An 18,258-nucleotide genomic window follows, 5' to 3' on the forward strand; every position below is an offset into this window, starting at 1 on the left:
AGACTTCCATGCGCAGAGCTGCAATCGTCACTCCCCTCCGCACGCCCGTCGGCACCTTCGGCGGCAGCCTGCGCCCGGTGCCCGTGGAGGAACTGGCCGCCACCGCCGTGCGCGCCGTGGTGGAACGCAGCGGCATCGATCCCGCGCGTATCGATGACGTGGTCTTTGCCCAGTCCTACGCCAACAGCGAAGTGCCCTGCGTCGGCCGCTGGGCCGCGCTGCAGGCCGGCCTGCCGGTCGAGGTGCCGGGCATGCAGCTGGACCGCCGCTGCGGCGGCGGCCTGCAGGCCATCGTCACGGCCTCGATGATGGTGCAAAGCGGCGCCGCCGACGTGGTGATCGCGGGCGGCGTCGAGAGCATGAGCAATATCGAGTACTACACCACCGACATGCGCTGGGGCGCGCGCTCGGGCAATGTGCGCTTCTTCGACCGCCTCGACCGCGGCCGTGAACGCTCCCAGCCGGTCGAGCGCTTCGGCAAGATCTCCGGGATGATCGAGACGGCCGAGAACCTGGCGCGCGACTACGGCATCAGCCGCGAAGCGGCCGATGTCTTCGCCGCCCGTAGCCACGCACGCGCCGCGGCAGCCTGGGAGGCCGGCCGCTTCGATGCCGAGGTGGTGCCCGTGCAGGTGCCCCAGCGCAAGGGCGATCCGGTGCGGTTCACGCGCGACGAAGGCTTCCGCCCGGACACCACCCGCGAAAGCCTGGGCAAGCTGCGCACGCTGATGCCGAACGGTACCGTCACTGCCGGCAACGCCAGCCAGCAGAACGACGCGTCAGCCGCCTGCCTGATCGTGGCCGAAGACAAGCTGGCCGAACTGGGCCTTACCCCCATGGCCTCGCTGGTGGGCTGGGCGGCGGCTGGCTGCGAGCCCTCGCACATGGGCATCGGCCCGGTGCCCGCGGTGAAGAAGCTGCTGGCGCGCCTGAACCTGACGCTGGACCAGATGGACCTGGTCGAGCTGAACGAAGCTTTCGCCTGCCAGGTGCTCGCCGTGCTCAAGGGCTGGGAATGGCATGACCAGGACGCGATCGAGCAGAAGCTCAACGTGAACGGCTCGGGCATCTCGCTGGGCCATCCGATCGGCGCCACCGGCGTGCGCATCCTGGCCACGCTGCTGCACGAACTGCAGCGCCGCGGCGGCCGCTATGGCCTGGAAACCATGTGCATCGGCGGCGGCCAGGGCATTGCCGCGGTCTTTGAACGCTACTGAGCCTGAAGAAGACCTGACATGATCCGCGATAACGAAGACGCCTGACCCATGCCCACGCGCAAAGCTGCCCGCCCCAATGACGGGCAGCTTTGCCTTGAGACTGCCTGCCCTGACATGACAGATTCCACCGCTACGCCGGCCGCTGGCCTGCCTCCCCCCTCCCCCAGCACCGGCGCCCTGAGCCACCTGCGGGTGCTCGATCTCTCGCGCGTGCTGGCCGGGCCGTGGTCTACCCAGAACCTGGCGGACATGGGCGCCGACGTGATCAAGATCGAAAAGCCCGGCGAAGGCGACGATACGCGCCACTGGGGGCCCCCGTTCCTCGCTGACGAGGCCGGCACGCCGACCCGGCAAGCTTGCTATTTCACCGCCGCCAACCGCAACAAGCGCTCGGTCACGGTGGACATGGCCACGCCGGAGGGACAGGAACTGATCCGCGGACTGGCCCGGCAGAGCGATGTGGTGGTGGAGAATTTCAAGACCGGCGGCCTCAAGCGCTACGGGCTGGACTATGAAAGCCTGAGTGCGCTCAACCCGCGCCTGATCTACTGTTCGGTCACGGGGTTTGGCCACACCGGCCCCTACGCGGCGCGGCCCGGCTACGACCTGCTGATCCAGGCCATGAGCGGCCTGATGAGCATCACCGGCCACGCCGACGGCGAGCCCGGCGGCGGCCCGATGAAGGTAGGCGTGGCGGTGATCGACCTGTTCACCGGCATGTACGCCACCACCGCCATCCTGAGCGCGCTGGAAGCGCGCCACTTCACCGGCCGCGGACAGCATATCGACATCGCCCTGCTGGATGTGGCGATGGCGGTGCTGGCCAACCAGGGTGCGGGCTTCCTGAATGCCGGCGACGTCCCCCGACGCCAGGGGAATATCCATCCCAGCGTGGTGCCCTACCAGGACTTCCCGACGGCCGACGGCAATATGCTGCTGGCCATCGGCAACGACGGTCAGTTCGCGCGCTTCTGCGATGCCGCGGGCGTGGACTGGGCGCGCGACGAGCGCTATGCCACCAACACCGGCCGCGTCAACAACCGCAAGACGCTGATCGCGATGATGATGGCGCTCACGCGCACCCGGCCCACGGAGGATTGGGTCACGCTGCTGGAAGCCAGTTCCGTGCCTTGCGGCCCCATCAACAACATCGCCCAGGCCCACGCCGACCCCCATGTGCAGCACCGTGGCCTGCGCGTCGAGCAAGAGCGCTATCCGGGAGCACAGCCGCCCGCCGGCGAGTCTGTGAACCAGGTGGTCACCGCGGCCAGCCCGCTGCGCCTGTCGGAGACGCCCCCGACGCTGCGCTTTGCCCCGCCCGCGCTGGGCCAGCACACCGACGAGGTGCTGCGCGACTACCTGCAGCTCAGCCCGCAGCAACTGGAAGCACTGCGCGCCAGGCGCGTGGTGTAAGGGGCCAGGCGGCTTTCGGCGGACAAGAAATCCGTCTTTGCCGATTGCTGATTGCACCGTGCAACGGGCACACATACACTGGCGCCGTTCGGCTGGCACGCCGCCTTGCCGAACGGTTTTTCCAGCACAAGGATTCCCGCGAGATGCCACCGGACCGAGACACCCCACCACGGATCAGCGACATCCCACGCCACTGGGCCGCCCAGACACCCGGCCATGTGGCCGTGTTCGAGGAAGGCCGGACCACCACCTATGCGCAGCTGTGGGCGGGCATCGAGGATGCGCAGCGCTATCTGCAAGCGCAGGGCGTCGGCACCGGCGATCGGGTGCTGATCACGGCCGAGAACTGCCTGGCGGTGATCACGCTGGTGTTCGCCTTGTCGGAACTGGGCGCATGGCCGGTCGTCGTCAACGCCCGCCTGTCGGAGCGGGAAATCGAGGTGATCCGCGCCCACTGCCAGCCGCGCCTGATGCTGTTCACCCACGCTGTGTCGCCCGATGCCCTGCGCCACGGCGTGCGCTACCGGGCCAGGGAGATTGCCCCGGCCGGCCTCGGCCCGCTGATGGCAGGCGCGGTCGACGAGGCCGGCGAGCGCGAGCCTGAAGCGCTGGCGCGTGACGTCGCCGCGTTGATCTACACCTCAGGCACCACCGGACAGCCCAAGGGCGTGATGGTCACCCACCGGGGCTTGCTGCACTTTGCGCGCGTCACGGTGGCGTCGCGCCGTATGCAGGCAGACGACTGCGCCTATGCGGTCATGCCTATGTCGCATGTCTTCGGGCTGGGGACGCTGCTGGTTTCGACCCTGCAGGCCGGCGCCAGCCTGTACCTGAGTGCCCGCTTCCATGCCGCGGACGTCACCGCCGCGATCCGGCAGGGTGCGATCACGCTGCTGCAGGGCGTGCCAACGATGTTCAACCGCATCGTCGCCCATGTGCGGGCAACGGCCATGCCCCTGCAGCCTTCGCCGCGGCTGCGCTATCTCTACACCGGCGGCGGGCCGATCGATCCGACGCTCAAGCACGACGTCGAGGCGATGTTTGGCCAGCCGCTCCACCATGGCTACGGCATGACCGAATATGCGGGGTCGCTGTTCGTGACCCGCATGGACCGGCCGCGCACCGACTGCTCGGCGGGCGAGATCGTCGAAGGCGCAGAACTGCGGGTAGTCGGGCCGCAGGGCAAGCCGGTGCCGCAGGGGGAACCCGGCGAGCTATGGATCAGAGGGCCCGGTGTGATGCGCGGCTACTACCGCGCACCGGACCTGACCGCCGAGGCCCTGCGGCCCGACGGCTGGCTCAGCACCGGCGACATCGGCCGGCTGGATCCCGACGGCGCGCTGTTCATCGTCGGCCGCACCAAGGACCTGATCATCCGCTCGGGCTTCAATGTCTACCCGATCGAAGTCGAATCGGTCATCAACACGCATCCGTCCGTGCGCGTATCGGCCGTCATCGGGCAGCCCACCGCGGACGGCAACGAAGAAGTGATCGCCTTCGTCGAAATCAGGGATGGCGAGAAATTCGATGCGCCGGCGCTGCACGACTATCTGGTAGACCGCCTGTCGCCGTACAAGCGCCCGGCGCGGATCCTGCGCGTGGCCTCGATCCCCACCACGGCCAGCGGCAAGCTGCTGAAGCACCAGCTGCGGCAGATGCTGGCGGACAAGAACTAGGGCCGCCGGCCGCCCTCAGTCCTGGCGCCCGAGGCCGTCCTCGACCAGCAGGTCCACCAGCTTGCGCGCAAACAGCGGCAAGGCGTCGAGGTCGGCCACGCATACCTGCAGCTTGCGCTCGGCCCATTCATCGTTGAGCTGGACGATGCGCAGCGCCATCGTCTTCGCATGGCGGCTGGCGGTAGTCTCCGGCAACACGCCGACGCCGACATTGGCCTCGATCATCCGGCAGGCGGTCTCGAAGTTGCTGACCTGCACGCGCCAGCGCAGCGTGCGCTGCAGGTCGGTCGCGGCGCGCAACAGGAAATTGTGGATCGCGCTGGCCTCAGGCAAGCCGATGAAGTCGTAATCCAGCGTATCGATAAAATCCACGCTGCCGCGCTCGGCCAGCGGATGGCTCAGCGCGGTGGCCAGCACCAGGCGGTCGCGCCGGTATGGCATCACTTCCAGCCCTTCCGTGCGCACGTTGCCGGCAATGATGCCGATGTCCACCATGCCCTCCTGCACCGCGCGCACGATATCCGGGCTCAGGCGCTCGTGCATGTCGATGGTCACGTCCGGATGGCTGACGAGATAGCTGCGCAGCACCGCCGGCAGGAACTCGCTCATCGCGGTGGTGTTGGCGAAGACGCGCACATGGCCCTTCACGCCCGCCGCGTATTCCTGCAGATCGCCGCTCAGTTGCTCCAGCTGGCGCAGCACGCGGCGCGCGTGGGCGAGCAGGGTCTCCCCCGCCCCGGTCACCTTCACGCCCTGGCTGCTGCGGCTCAGCAGCTTGACGCCGACGTGCTCCTCGAGGTTCTTGATGCGCGTGCTGGCCGCGGCCAGCGACAGGTGTGAGCGTTGTGCACCGCCGGTCAGGCTCTGGGCCTCCGCAATATGCGTGAACAGTTTCAGGTCGACCAGATCAAAGCGCATGACATCATTCCGCAGCGTAGGGCCGGATTATCTCGCAAAGCGAGGCGCGCAGTACACCCGGCCGGCTTCATGAGCCGTTCTACCGCCCACCCTGTCAGGCGACCGAGCGCTGCCGCTGCGCTGCGCGCACCACCGCCAAGCGCCTGGCAGTCTCCATCGATAATCCGAAGCGGTCGTAGAAAGCGCAGTCCAGATCACTGTTGGCGGGCCATCCGACCATCCGCCGGGCCTCGCCAATGCCGGCGTCGCCGGCCATGACCTCGAACAGCAGCCGCATCAGCCGTTGCGTGCGGCACAGGTCGGTCAGCGCCGTGCCCTGCGAAAACAGCATGCGGCGCAGCTGCGCCGTGGACATGCCCAGCCGTTCCGCGATAAAGGCAGCATTCCAGGCGTAATGGGGTTGCAGGAAGACCCGCTTGCAGATGCGGTGGTGCAGGCATTCCTGTTGCGCCGCGGGGATCATGTGCCGGATCTCAAGGGTGCACGCGGCCGGCTGAGTGCTGCTGCCATCCAGGTGCAGCGCAAAGGCTTCAAACGGTTCGATGGTGAGTTGCTGGCCCGGCAGCAGCAGGCGCTCATAGCCGCGCCGCCTGAGCACCAGCCTGCCGTGGGCGGCCGAGACCGACAGCGGGAAGGCCAGCAACAACTGCTGCAGGCTGACGTGCATGTGGGACTGCAGATGGGCGTGCATGGTGGCTCGGGAAGCGGACAGGATCAGACTGCATGATCGCCGCTAATCGGATCAGCCGCCTCTGCCATTTCCGAATGCACCGTTCACCGCCGCCGCATGCGGGAGGGAGCGAACCCGCCGACTGCAGGACTAACGCAGATCACGCGGTGAACGGCAGGCTGCGATGCCGCTTGCCAGTAAGGGCCGCGACGGCATTCGCCAGTGCCGGCGCGATCGGCGGCACCGCGGTCTCGCCAATGCCGGTCGGCGGGTCGGCCGATGGCACGATATGCACCGCGATCTGCGGCGGCAGGTCCGCATGGGTGGCCAGCCGGTAGTCGTTCCAGTTGGCTTGCTGGACCACGCCATCCTTCAGCGTGATCTGCGCGCCGGGCAGGGTGGTGCCCAGCCCCATCATCAGGCCGCCCTGGACCTGCGCCTCGACCGTGCGCGGGTTGATCGGCATGTTGCAGTGGACGGCCGCGGTCACCCGGTGCACCACCGGCTGGTTGCCGCGCATCGAGGCCTCGACGATGTACGCGACCACGGTATCGAACGATTCATGCACCGCCACCCCCCAGGCACGCCCGGCCGCGAGGCGCCGCTTGCCATAGCCGGAGCGCTCGACCGCCAGGTCCAGTGCCGCCAGGTGACGCTTGTGCTCACGCAGCAGCATGCGGCGGTAGGCCACGGGATCGAGCCCGCCCGCGCGCGCCAGTTCATCGACCAGGGTCTCCATGACGTAAGCCGTGTGCGTGTGCCCCACCGAGCGCCACCACAGCACAGGCACGTTGACCTTGGGATGATGGATCTCGAGCGCGATCGGGAACGGATAGGCACTGTCGTTCACACCCTCGACCATGGTCGAGTCGACCCCGTTCTTCACGGTGAATGACTCGAACGGGGTACCGCCGGTAATGGACTGGCCGACGATGACGTGCTTCCAGGCCAGCACCCTGCCCTTGCCGTCGTGGCCGATCTCAACGCGGTGCAGGTGCATCGGGCGGTAATAACCGCCGCGCACGTCGTCTTCGCGCGTCCAGATCATCTTGACCGGCTCCCGGCGGCCGGCCGCATAGCGCGCCTTGGCCACCTGCGCGGCCTCGAACAGGTAGTCGGACGTGGGCACGGCACGCCGGCCGAAGCCGCCGCCGGCCATCATGGTGTTGAACGTCACCTGTTCCGGCTTCAGGCCGAGCACGGCCGCGACGTTGGCCTGGTCGACGGTCTGGAACTGCGAGCCGGCCCAGACCGTGCATTGGTTGCCGCGAAAGTCGATGGTGCAGTTGAGCGGCTCCATCGGCGTGTGCGCCAGGTACGGGAAGACATACTCGGCGGTGAGCTTGTGTGGCGCGGTGGCAAGCGCCGAAGTGTCTGCCGTCCTGGCCTGCACGCCGGGCCGGGCCGCCAGTTCGCGGTAGCGCGCCAGCAGTGCATCGCTATCCGGCTTCTCGACACCGCTGGTATCCCATTCCACCTGCAGCACCTCGCGCGCCGTACGCGCCGGCCAGAAGCCATTGGCCACGATCGCCAACCCGGCCGCGCCGCCGACCAGCGGCACCTGGTAGACCTCTTCCACGCCGGCGATGGCCTTGGCGCGCGCGGCGTCGAAGCGGGTGACCCTGGCGCCGAACACCGGCGGATGCACCATGACCACGGTGCGCGTGCCGGGCAGCGCCAGGTCGATGCCGAACTGCTGCCTGCCGGTGGATTTGTCGCGCGCATCGAGCCGGCCGGTGGGCTTGCCGATCAGCCTGAACTGCTGCGGCGACTTCAGCTGCACGCTCGCGGGCACCGGCTCGGCCAGGGCCGCGGCTGCCAGTTCGCCGTACGTGGCCCGGCGGCCGTCGGGCGCGGTCACCACGCCGGCCTCGGCCTTCAGTTGCCCGGCCGGCACCCCGAAGCGCCTGGCGGCCGCCCCGAGCAGCATTGCGCGCATGCGCGCGCCGACCTCGCGATACTGCGTCCACGAGTTCTTCATGCTGGTCGAGCCACCGACCATCTGGATATGGAACACCGGATCCTTATAGGCCTCGCCGGCCGGGGCCAGCTGGCAGCGCACCTTGCTCCAGTCCGCATCCAGTTCCTCGGCCACCAGCATCGGCAGCGCCGTCTGCACGCCCTGCCCGAATTCAAGCTTGCCGATCGTGACCATCACCGTGCCGTCGGCATCGATACTGACGAAGGCCGACGGCTGCACCGGCGCCTTGGGCTGCGCGGCCGCATCCGTCTGCGCGCCAAGCGGAACGGCACAAAGCGCGAAGCCTGAGCCGACGCTCAGTTTCAGGAAGGTCCGCCGGTCGATGCCGCCGCTTGCCTGCTGCATGAGTCTCATGGCATCTCCTCAGCCGATAGCCTTGGCTGCATCCTTGACCGCGGCATGGATACGCGCGTAGGTGCCGCAGCGGCACAGGTTGGCGCTCATGGCCTGGTCGATGTCGGCATCGGTCGGGCGCCGGTTGACCTTGAGCAGCGCCACCGCCGACATGACCTGGCCACTCTGGCAATAGCCGCACTGCGTGACGTCGTTGCGCACCCAGGCCTCTTCGACTGCCCGCCCCACCGGGTCTTCGCCGATGCCCTCGATCGTGGTGAGCTGCCGGCCGGCGATGGAGGACACCGGCGTCACGCACGCGCGGCGCTGCTGGCCGTCGACATGCACCGTGCACGCGCCGCATACGGCGATGCCGCAGCCGAACTTGGTGCCGGTCAGGCCCAGCGTGTCGCGCAATACCCACAGCACCGGCGTGTCGCCGGGCACGTCGACCTGCTGGGTCTTGCCGTTCAGTTGAAAGGAGATCATGGCTGGCTCCCGCTGCTCGTGTCCTTGGACGGGGTCAAGGCGCCCGATCCGGCGATGGCGCGCAGGTTCTGCAGGAATGCTTCATCGGCTGCGGCGCGCGTGGGCCCGGCAGCGGTGCGCAACGGCTCGCGCGTATCGCACGGCGCGCCGTTGCGTATCCACTGGCGCACCTGTTCGTCGAACGCAGGTTTGTCCAGCGGCGGCAATTCACGCCCTGGCCCTGGCTGCCAGCCCCATGCCACCAGATGGTCGGTCGCCATGTGTTCTTCGAGCATCGCCAGCGACCGGCCGCCGTTGCTCCTGGTGTCGCGCAAGACCTTGCACAGCGCCGGCCCGGACAGGCCCAGCCATGACATCTTCATCTTCGCCGGCGGCATGTGCCAGCCCGGCTGGCCGTCAGTATCGAGCCCGGGCGGCGCATGCGCGAGCGGACTGTTCTGGGTGGCATGGCAGGTGGCGCATTGCAGCGGCGGCACGCCCTTGCCGTCGACGCCACGCTGCACCGGTGGAAAGTGCACCCGTTTCGCATCGCCCTGCAGCGGGCCGTCCGGCACGTGGCAATTCAGGCAGCGGGCATGCAGCAGCACCCGTTCGATCTGCGCGAAGGCTTGCAGCCCGGCGTTGCGGTCCGGTGTGGCGGAAACCTGCGTTGGCTGGAAGGATCCGCCGGGCCCGGCAGCAAAAGCAAGCGCCGGAAGCGTCAGGACAGACCCCGCTAAAAACTGGCGCATGGCAGCGACGAGTGGGTTGCGGGCGTCATGCTTCATGGGGCCTCCTTCACCGTCGTCGACGTGCTTGATCGTTGTAGTGCCTGATGCGATCCTTGGCAAGACGAAACGGAATCGGCGCGGGCGCGCGTTCCCGCTCCGGCACGCTCAACTTGGGTACTCGCTCTCCCGCTCGCTGCAGAGGTTGTGGTGCCTGATCGGCAAACAGCACTTTTTCAAGGGGGTCGCCAGCGCTGCAATGTCGCAATGAAGTTCTATCATGCAGACGAAGCGCACTGCCGATCGAAGGCTTGGCGCGCTCCGACCAAACGGCCTGTGATGCATATGGACCAAGATTCGCGACAAGACGCGTCTGATGGATCGGTGATGTTCGCGGACGTCTGCGACAGCACCAGACTCTACGAGCAGGCCGGCGATGCGGTGGCTCTTGGCGCAATCCGCCAGTGCCTCGCGCTGATGAAGTCCCACTCCGCCGCCGCGCAAGGCCGGGTGGTCAAAACCATCGGTGACGAAATCATGGTGCTGTTTCCTGACGCGGAAAATGCGATGCGGGCGGCACTGGACATGCAGGAGGCCGTCGCCGGGCTGCCGCCGATCATCGGCGCTCCGCTGGCGATCCATATCGGCTTTCACCATGGTCCGATCCTGTCCGACGAATCCGGCGACCTGTTCGGCGACACCGTGAACCTTGCCGCCCGACTGGCCAGCCTGGCATCGAGAGGCCAGATCATCACCAGCAAGAACGCGGTGGAGCAACTGTCCGCAGGGCTGCGCCAGATGACACGTTACCTGTATCCCATACAGGTGCGCGGCAAGAACCAGATGATCGAGCTGTACGAAGCAATCTGGCAGCAGAGCATTGACCTGACCCTGGTGGCCCCGGTGGATCTTGCACTGGCCCGTTCGGCATTGCTCTCGCTACGGTATCGGGGAACCGTCTTCGAAATGAACACCGCCTCGCCGCCTGTCACCATCGGCCGGGACACGACCATGAGCATTGTTGTCACCGACCGGCAGGTGTCGAGATTCCAGGCCACGGTGGAGCCGCGCGGCGGCCGCTTTGTCCTGATCGACAGAAGCTCGAACGGCACCCACGTGAAGATCGATGGCGAAAACGCCCTCATCCTGCGCCGGGATGAAATCACGCTCAGGGGTCATGGCTGGATCACCTTTGCCCAGCCGAAAGAATGCATCGACGAGGGTATCGAGTTCTTTGTCGACGAGAAGTGATGCCGGCAGGAACCGTGCGGCCGCAACCAATCGGAACAGGTCGCGGCCGCGCGTGGCTGTTTACCCTCCCAGCTCCTGAAAGGCGTGCCCGTTGGCTTCCAGCCCCTTCAACATTCCGGGTGGCAACGCGTTCTCCGGGACCGTCCCTTCAAGTTGCCACTCCTTTGCGTCGGCGAGGTCCTGAAGTCCTGCCCCCTTGCGCACATAGAGTCCCAGCGTCGGTTTCAGCAGATTGATGTAAAAGTCGTACTCCTGCATTTGCGAATCTCCCACGAAAATCCTGATTTGCCTGGCTCGTGCGCTCAAGCGCCGGAGTCTCCTGCAGCGATGGTGCTATCCGCCTTTTTGGGTGCAGCGCCCGTGGCGGCAGCTTTGCCCGCCTTCGGCTTGCGCACTGCCTCCACTTTCCTGAAGATTACTTCTTCGCTTGCCTTGTCGTAGCCAAGCTCGACGCTGTCGCCGGATTTCAGCTTGTCGCCGAGGATCTCCTTGGCCAGCCCGGTCTCGACAGACTGGCGGATCTGGCGCCGCAGCTCCCGCGCACCGAACTCAGGCTGGTATCCCACCTCGACCAGGTGATCGACCAGGTCATCGTCGAGCCTGACCGTGATGTCCTGCGCGGCGGCGGTGCGCACCACGCGCTCCAGCTGGATCTGCACGATCGCGCGGATGTTCTCGCGCGACAGCGCATGGAACACGATGATGTCGTCGATGCGGTTCAGGAACTCGGGCCGGAAGTGTCCCTTCAGCACCTTCATCAGCGCCTCGCGCAAGTCCTTCTCGGACATGCGCTTGTCCTCGGGCTGCTCCAGGTTATCCATGATGATCGGCGCGCCCAGGTTGCTGGTGGCGATGATGACGGTGTTGCTGAAGTCCACCACGCGGCCCTTGCCGTCGGTCAAGCGGCCATCGTCGAAGACCTGTAGCAGAACGTTGTTCACGTCAGGGTGGGCCTTCTCGATCTCATCCAGCAGAATCACGCTATAGGGCTTGCGCCGCACGCGCTCGGTCAGCTGCCCGCCTTCGTCGTAGCCGACATAGCCCGGGGGCGCGCCGATCAGCCGGGCCACCGCATGGCGCTCCATGTACTCGGACATGTCGATGCGGATGATGGCCTGCTCGTCGCCGAACACAGTTTCCGCCAGGGCCTTGGCCAGCTCGGTCTTGCCGACCCCGGTCGGCCCGAGGAAGAGGAAGGTCGCGATCGGGCGGTTGGCCTGCCCCAGACCGGCACGCGACAAGCGCACCGCGTCGCTGACCGCGACCACCGCGTCGTGCTGCCCCACCACGCGCTCGCGCAGCCGCTCTTCCATCTTCAGCAGCTTCTGGCGCTCTTCCTGGGTCAGGTCGGTCACCGGGATGCCGGTCAGGCGCGACACCACTTCGGCAATGGCCGCAGCCGTCACCTCCAGGGTCTCCGACCCCGTCTTGCGCTGCCAGGCCTCGGTCAGCGCATCAAGCCGCTTCTGCTTGTCATTGATGCGGTCCTCGAAGCCCTTGGCCTCGTCAAAGCGCTTGCGCGACGACGCATAGTCCTGCTCGCGCTTGAGCTGGCCGATCTCGGCCTCCAGTTCCTGGATATCCGCGGGACGCGAGGTGGCGCCGATGCGCACGCGCGCGGCGGCCTGGTCGATCAGGTCGATGGCCTTGTCCGGCAGGAAGCGCGAGGCGATGTAGCGGTCCGACAGTTCCGCCGCGGCCACAAAGGCATCGTCGGCGAACGTGACCTGGTGGTGCGCCTCCAGCTTGTCGCGCAGGCCGCGCAGGATGACGATGGTCTGCTCGACGGTTGGCTCCGGCACCAGCACCGGCTGGAAGCGCCGCTCCAGCGCCGCGTCTTTCTCGATGTACTTCTGGTATTCGTTCAGCGTGGTGGCGCCGATCAGGCTCAGTTCCCCGCGCGCCAGCGCGGGCTTGAGCACGTTGGCGATATCGAGGCCGCCCTCGCCGCCGCCCTGCCCCGCGCCGACAATGGTGTGCAGTTCATCGATAAACAGGATCAGCTCGTCGTTCTTGGCGCTCACCTCGTCAATCAGCTGCTTGGCACGCTCCTCGAACTCGCCGCGGTACTTGGCCCCGGCGACCATCGAGTTGATATTCACCTCAACCAGGCGCTTGCCGCGCAGCACCTCCGGCACATCGCCATTGACGATGCGCTGCGCCAGGCCTTCCACGATGGCGGTCTTGCCCACGCCCGGCTCGCCGATCAGCACCGGGTTATTCTTCTTGCGCCGCGCCAGCACTTCGATCGTGCTCTCGATCTCCTGCGCACGGCCCAGCACCGGATCGAGCTTGCCCTGCCGCGCAATCGCGGTCAGGTCGCGCCCGAACTTGTCCAGCGTGGGCGTGCCGGTCGGCGTGTCGACGCGGCCATCCTCGGCGCCCTTGCCGACCACCTTCACCACCTTCTGGCGCAGCGCCTCGGGGGTGACGCCATACTTCTTGAGCAGCGTCCCGGCGATACTGTCCGGCACTGAGGCCAGGCCGATCAGCAGATGCTCGGGGCCAACATAGGAATGCCCCAGGTCGCGCGAGGCCTGGAAGGCATGCTGGAAGGCCTTCTTCAGCCGCGGCGAGATCGTCATCCGGTCGATGGCCGCGTCGGGCCCGGCGCTGCCGGTCTGCGCGTGCTCGTCGATATATCCCTTGATATCCTGCGGGGAGAGCTTGAGCTCCTTGAGCAGCGCCGTGCAGACATCGGTATCGGCGAGCACGTAGAGCAGATGCTCGGTGTCGAGTTCATTGCGCCGCAACTCGTGGGCCTTCTCCGCGGCGCGCTGCAGCAGCTCCATGGTCTGCTCGCTGAAGGCATCAGTGGGATCGACGGATTCGCGCGGCACTTCGGTGGAGAATCCGGGATGCTCGTCATCATCCATCCCGCCTCCCATTCCCCGGAAGAAGCGGGACAGGCCGCCGCCACCCAGCAGGGAATCGAACGGGTTGAGCATGTCCTGGTGGCGCAGCAGCTGCCGGTAGTCGTAGTCGCAGATCGACATCGTCTTGCGCTCGCCGTCCTGAACCACGGTCACCCGCGCCACAGCGGGACGTGCGTTGCAGATTTCGCATAGGGTCGGCATGATGGACTTTCCTCCACAGGTAGGTCGCATTGCTTCAACAGAGGGCCGTTGCGCGCGGGCAGGGCCGCGCCGCAGCGGCGCAGAAAAGCGGGCATGAGCCGCGCTTACGTGATGGTGGGCCGGCCTGCCATTACGTCACCTCCGAACGCACCACGCGCACGGGCACTGACTTGTAGGACGGGGTGCCGCTGTCCTCGTCGATATAGTCGAGCGGCACCAGCTTGTTGGCTTCCGGATAGTAGGCGGCGACCGAGCCGGGCGAGATCTCATATTCGATCGCAGTGAGCTTTTCGAAACGCAGCTGCCGGCCCGCTGCGATGGTCTCGATGTCGACCAGGTCGCCATGCTCCAGGCCGCGCGCGGCCAGGTCGGCCTCATTCATGAACAGTACGTCGCGCCGCCCGAACACGCCCCGGTAGCGATCGTCCATGGCATAGATGGTGGTGTTGTACTGGTCATGGCTGCGGATGGTCACCAGCCGCAGGACATCGTCGGCAAGGACTTCCTTGTCTTCGTGCAGCCCTTTGAACACGTAGAACTCGGCCTTGCCCGACGGCGTTTCCCATTTGCGCTCGGTCGGCGGCAAGGGCATGCGGAATCCGCCGGGAATCCGCACGCGCGTGTTGAAATCCTCAAAGCCGGGCACCGTCTTCTCGATCAGGTCGCGGATCCTGTCGTAGTCGGCAACCAGCTCCAGCCATGGCACCTTGCTGTCAGGCAGGGTCGCGGTGGCAATGCCCGCCACGATGGCCGGCTCGGAGCGCAGGAACCCGGACGCCGGCGCCAGCTTGCCGGCCGAGGCATGCACCATCGACATCGAATCCTCCACCGTCACCGATTGCGGCCCGGTCTCCTGCACATCCAGTTCGGTGCGGCCCAGGCAGGGCAGCACATAGGTCTCCCTGGCCACCAGCAGGTGGGTGCGATTGAGCTTGGTCCCGACATGCACGCTCAGGTCGAGCTTGCCCATGGCGGGGAAGCACTGGTCGGGATCAGGCAAGGCGACCGCGAAATTCCCGCCCAGGCAGAACAGCGCCCTGGACTTGCCATCGATCATCGCCTGCATCGCGTTGACGGCATCGTGCCCGTGTCCGGCGGGCGGGCTGAAGCCGAAGGTGTCCTCGATTCGCTGCAGGAAGCCGGCCGACGGCTTCTCGGTGATACCGACAGTCCGGTTCCCCTGAACATTGGAGTGGCCGCGCAAGGGGCAGATACCGGCGCCGGGCTTGCCGAAGTTGCCGCGCAGCATCAGCAGGTCGCACAGCAGGCGGACATTGGCCGTGCCTTCGTTGTGCTGGGTCACGCCCATGCCGTAGGTGACGATGGTGGCATTTGACTTCGCGTAGGCCGCCGCCACCCGCTCCAGGTCCGCGCGGGCCAGCCCGCAAGTCTTTTCGATATCCGCCCATTCGGTCGAGCGCAGATCGTCGGCCAGCGCCTCGAAGCCCTCGGTGTGGACCGCGATGAAGTCGTGGTCCAGCACATTGCCCTGGCTGGATTCCAGGTCCAGCAGCGCTTTCATCACCCCCTTGATGGCCGCGGCGTCGCCACCGGCGCGGACCAGAAAATAGGACGACGCAATCCGGGTGGAACCATAGGTGGCCATCTCGACCATGTTCTGCGGGTCAGCGAAGCGCTCCAGCGCCCGTTCGCGCAGCGGGTTGAACACCAGGATCGGCACCTTGCGGCGCGATGCCTCATGCAGCGTCCCCATCATCCGCGGGTGGTTGGTGCCCGGGTTGTGGCCGATCGAAATGATCAGCTCGCACGTGTCGAAGTCTTCCAGCGACACCGTGCCCTTGCCAATGCCGATCGAGCGCGGCAGGCCCACGCTGGTGGGCTCGTGGCACATGTTCGAGCAATCGGGGAAGTTGTTCGTGCCATATTCCCGCGCAAACAGCTGGTACAGGTAAGCGGCCTCGTTGGAAGCCCTGCCCGAGGTATAGAACTCGACCTGGTCGGGCGCCAGCCCGCGCAGGATCTCGCCGATGCGCGCGAACGCGGCCTCCCACTCGACCGCGCGGAAGGTGTCGGTGGCGCGGTCGTAGACCAGGGGATGCGTCAGCCGGCCAAAGTCTTCGAGCTCGTAGTCCGTGCGGTTCAACAGCGACGACACCGTGTTCGCCGCAAAGAACTCGGGGGGCACCCGCTTCGTCGTTGCTTCCCAGGTCACGGCCTTGGCGCCGTTCTCGCAGAACTGGAAGGTCGACCGGTGCTCCTTGTCGGGCCATGCGCAGCCGGGGCAATCGAAGCCGTCGGGCTGGTTGGTCCGCATCAGGGTGATCGGCGCCCTGACGGTATCCATCTGCGTCCGGATCGCGGTGGCGGTTGCCTTCAGCGCACCCCAGCCGCCGGCGGGACCGTCGTACTTCCTGATACCAGGCACTTCGCGTCGATTGGCCATGTTTGCTCCTTGTGCCGCGCCAGGTTGCTGGTGACGGCGTTGGGGTTAGTCACGCGAACAACTCCTGCTGCCGGTTTGCTCCCCGCGCCCGCTTGCGGGAGAGGAGCCGGGGGGGAGAGGGCTGGCGCTGGCATACCGACAGCCTTTACTTCGTGGATGCACCGGCCCTCTCCCCCACCCCTCTCCCGCAGGCGGGAGAGGGGTGCGTGTGCCTGGGCGCGTGGTACTGCAGATGTCCCCCTCAGGAATAGAGCTTCGCCACCCGCTCCAGCGGCACCGGCTTGATCCGCGAGGCCTGCCCGGCGCAGCCGAAGGCCTCGAAGCGCAGCTTGACCACGCTCCTCGCCCCCTTCTTGGCCGCCAGCAGCGCCTTGCGCGGATCGAACTCGCTGCGGTCGTCGGACAAGGACTTGCGGATCGCCCCGGTCATGGCCAGGCGGATATCCGTGTCGATATTCACCTTGCGCACCCCCATCCTGATGCCGCGCAGGATCTCCTCGACCGGCACGCCGTAGGTCTCCTTGATGTCGCCGCCGTACTGGCGGATGATCTCCAGCCATTCCTGCGGCACCGAGCTGGAGCCGTGCATCACCAGGTGGGTGTCAGGGATCTGCTCATGGATCTCGCGGATGCGGTCCATCGCCAGGATGTCGCCGGTGGGCTTGCGCGAGAACTTGTAGGCGCCGTGGCTGGTACCGATGGCAATGGCCAGCGCATCCACGCCGGTGCGGGCGACAAAGTCGCGCGCCTGGGCCGGGTCGGTCAGCATCATGTCGTGCGACAGCGTGCCCTGCGCGCCCACGCCGTCCTCTTCGCCAGCCTGGCCGGTTTCGAGCGAGCCCAGGCAGCCCAGTTCGCCCTCCACCGACACGCCGATCGCATGCGCCATCTCGCACACGCGCCGCGTGACCTCGACGTTGTAGTCGTAGTCGGACGGGGTCTTCATGTCTTCGCGCAGCGAGCCGTCCATCATCACGCTGGTGAAGCCGGAGCGGATCGAGGCCTGGCAGATCGCCGGGCTGGAGCCGTGGTCCTGGTGCAGCACGATGGGGATGTCCGGGTGGGTCTCGGCCGCGGCCAGCACCATATGGCGCAGGTAAGCCTCGCCGGCATACTTGCGCGCGCCGGCCGAGGCCTGCAGGATGACCGGGCTGTCGGTTTCCTCGGCCGCTTCCATGATGGCGTGGATCTGTTCCAGGTTGTTGACGTTGAAAGCCGGCACGCCGTAGCCGAACTCTCCCGCGTGGTCCAGCAACTGGCGCAAGGAAATGAGTGCCATGATGAAGCTCCTTTACTGATTGCAGAATCGGTGAGGTCGGGTTCAGGCGGCGGCACGCTGTGCCAGCACGGCCAGCGCGGGCAGCGTCTTGCCTTCCAGGAATTCCAGGAACGCGCCGCCGCCCGTGGAGATATAGCCCACGCGGTCGGCAATGCCGTACTTGGCAATGGCCGCCAGCGTGTCGCCGCCGCCGGCGATCGAGAACGCCTTCGATTCAGCGATGGCCTGGGCCAGCACCCTGGTGCCGTTGCCGAACTGGTCGAATTCGAACACGCCCACCGGGCCGTTCCAGACGATGGTGCCGGCGGCCTTGAGTTGCCCTGCCAGCATCGCGGCGGTCTTGGGGCCGATGTCCAGGATCATGTCGTCGTCGGCCACGTCCTTGACGTCCTTGACCGTGGCCGCGGCGGTGGCGCTGAATTCCTTGGCGCACACCACGTCGACCGGGATCGGCACCGAGGCGCCGCGGGCGGCCATGATGTCGATGATGGTCCTGGCGTCGCCGACCAGGTCGGCTTCGGCCAGCGACTTGCCGATCTTGAGGCCGGCGGCCAGCATGAAGGTATTGGCNATGCCGCCGCCGACCACCAGGTTGTCGACCTTGTCGGCCAGCGACTTCAGGATGGTCAGCTTGGTCGAGACCTTGGAGCCGGCCACGATGGCCACCAGCGGGCGCGCCGGCTGGCCCAGCGCCTTGCCCAGCGCGTCGATCTCGGCGGCCAGCAGCGGGCCGGCGCAGGCGATCGGGGCGTACTTCGCGATGCCATGCGTGGTGGCTTCGGCACGGTGGGCGGTGCCGAAGGCATCGTTGACGTAGACATCGCACAGCTTGGCCATCTTCTG

Annotated in this window: 14 protein-coding genes; 4 read left to right on the plus strand and 10 right to left on the minus strand. The window is 66.8% G+C overall.

All coding sequences use genetic code 11. The features are described from left to right. The first annotated feature begins 8 nt into the window (after positions 1-8). The 3 genes from A3A5_RS0112050 (at position 9) to A3A5_RS0112060 (ending at position 4,306) form a co-directional block, all read left to right on the plus strand. Positions 9-1,217 carry an acetyl-CoA C-acetyltransferase gene (locus A3A5_RS0112050; RefSeq protein WP_018310826.1) on the plus strand — a complete coding sequence of 403 codons (1,209 nt, stop codon included), beginning with the start codon at positions 9-11 and terminating at the stop codon, positions 1,215-1,217. Between the two features lie 114 nt (positions 1,218-1,331). Continuing rightward, complete coding sequence (locus A3A5_RS0112055) at positions 1,332-2,630, plus strand: CaiB/BaiF CoA-transferase family protein (RefSeq protein WP_026200693.1); 1,299 nt, start codon at positions 1,332-1,334, stop codon at positions 2,628-2,630. Between the two features lie 143 nt (positions 2,631-2,773). Then, positions 2,774-4,306 (plus strand): class I adenylate-forming enzyme family protein, encoded by a 1,533-nt coding sequence (locus tag A3A5_RS0112060; RefSeq protein WP_026200694.1) that lies wholly within the window; start codon positions 2,774-2,776, stop codon positions 4,304-4,306. A gap of 15 nt (positions 4,307-4,321) precedes the next feature. Here the strand turns inward: A3A5_RS0112060 and A3A5_RS0112065 are convergent, their stop codons facing one another. The 5 genes from A3A5_RS0112065 to A3A5_RS0112085 form a co-directional block, all read right to left on the minus strand. Then, entirely contained in the window at positions 4,322-5,224 is a 903-nt protein-coding gene (locus tag A3A5_RS0112065) for a LysR substrate-binding domain-containing protein (protein ID WP_018310829.1), read from the minus strand. Between the two features lie 94 nt (positions 5,225-5,318). Next, positions 5,319-5,915 carry a hypothetical protein gene (locus A3A5_RS0112070; RefSeq protein ID WP_026200695.1) on the minus strand — a complete coding sequence of 199 codons (597 nt, stop codon included), beginning with the start codon at positions 5,913-5,915 and terminating at the stop codon, positions 5,319-5,321. 139 nt (positions 5,916-6,054) lie between these two features. Then, entirely contained in the window at positions 6,055-8,229 is a 2,175-nt protein-coding gene (locus A3A5_RS0112075; protein ID WP_026200696.1) for a xanthine dehydrogenase family protein molybdopterin-binding subunit, read from the minus strand. A 9-nt stretch (positions 8,230-8,238) separates the two neighbouring features. Then, positions 8,239-8,697, minus strand: coding sequence for a (2Fe-2S)-binding protein (locus tag A3A5_RS0112080; RefSeq protein ID WP_018310832.1), 459 nt, complete (start codon positions 8,695-8,697; stop codon positions 8,239-8,241). Further along, positions 8,694-9,464 (minus strand): hypothetical protein, encoded by a 771-nt coding sequence (locus tag A3A5_RS0112085; protein ID WP_018310833.1) that lies wholly within the window; start codon positions 9,462-9,464, stop codon positions 8,694-8,696. The genes A3A5_RS0112080 and A3A5_RS0112085 overlap by 4 nt, the downstream gene beginning before the upstream one ends. Before the next feature lie 285 nt (positions 9,465-9,749). On the opposite strand from A3A5_RS0112085, the gene A3A5_RS0112090 reads away from it, so the two are divergent. Next, positions 9,750-10,655 carry an adenylate/guanylate cyclase domain-containing protein gene (locus tag A3A5_RS0112090; RefSeq protein WP_026200697.1) on the plus strand — a complete coding sequence of 302 codons (906 nt, stop codon included), beginning with the start codon at positions 9,750-9,752 and terminating at the stop codon, positions 10,653-10,655. 60 nt (positions 10,656-10,715) lie between these two features. On the opposite strand, the gene A3A5_RS0112095 is transcribed toward A3A5_RS0112090, so the two are convergent. The 5 genes from A3A5_RS0112095 to A3A5_RS0112115 form a co-directional block, all read right to left on the minus strand. After that, a complete protein-coding gene (locus tag A3A5_RS0112095) occupies positions 10,716-10,913 on the minus strand; it encodes a hypothetical protein (RefSeq protein ID WP_026200698.1) in 198 nt (65 codons plus the stop codon). Positions 10,914-10,957: 44 nt separating this feature from the next. Next, entirely contained in the window at positions 10,958-13,732 is a 2,775-nt protein-coding gene (locus A3A5_RS0112100; protein WP_018310836.1) for an ATP-dependent Clp protease ATP-binding subunit, read from the minus strand. Between the two features lie 130 nt (positions 13,733-13,862). After that, the gene (locus A3A5_RS0112105) at positions 13,863-16,136 is read right to left on the minus strand and encodes an FdhF/YdeP family oxidoreductase (RefSeq protein WP_018310837.1); all 2,274 of its coding nucleotides are present in this window, start codon (positions 16,134-16,136) and stop codon (positions 13,863-13,865) included. Positions 16,137-16,377: 241 nt separating this feature from the next. Next, the gene (gene fba, locus A3A5_RS0112110; RefSeq protein ID WP_018310838.1) at positions 16,378-17,415 is read right to left on the minus strand and encodes a class II fructose-bisphosphate aldolase; all 1,038 of its coding nucleotides are present in this window, start codon (positions 17,413-17,415) and stop codon (positions 16,378-16,380) included. A 42-nt stretch (positions 17,416-17,457) separates the two neighbouring features. Beyond that, a partial coding sequence (locus A3A5_RS0112115) for a phosphoglycerate kinase (protein WP_018310839.1) occupies positions 17,458-18,258 on the minus strand: 801 nt, incomplete at its 5' end.

Source organism: Cupriavidus sp. UYPR2.512 (genome assembly GCF_000379565.1).
GTDB lineage: Bacteria > Pseudomonadota > Gammaproteobacteria > Burkholderiales > Burkholderiaceae > Cupriavidus.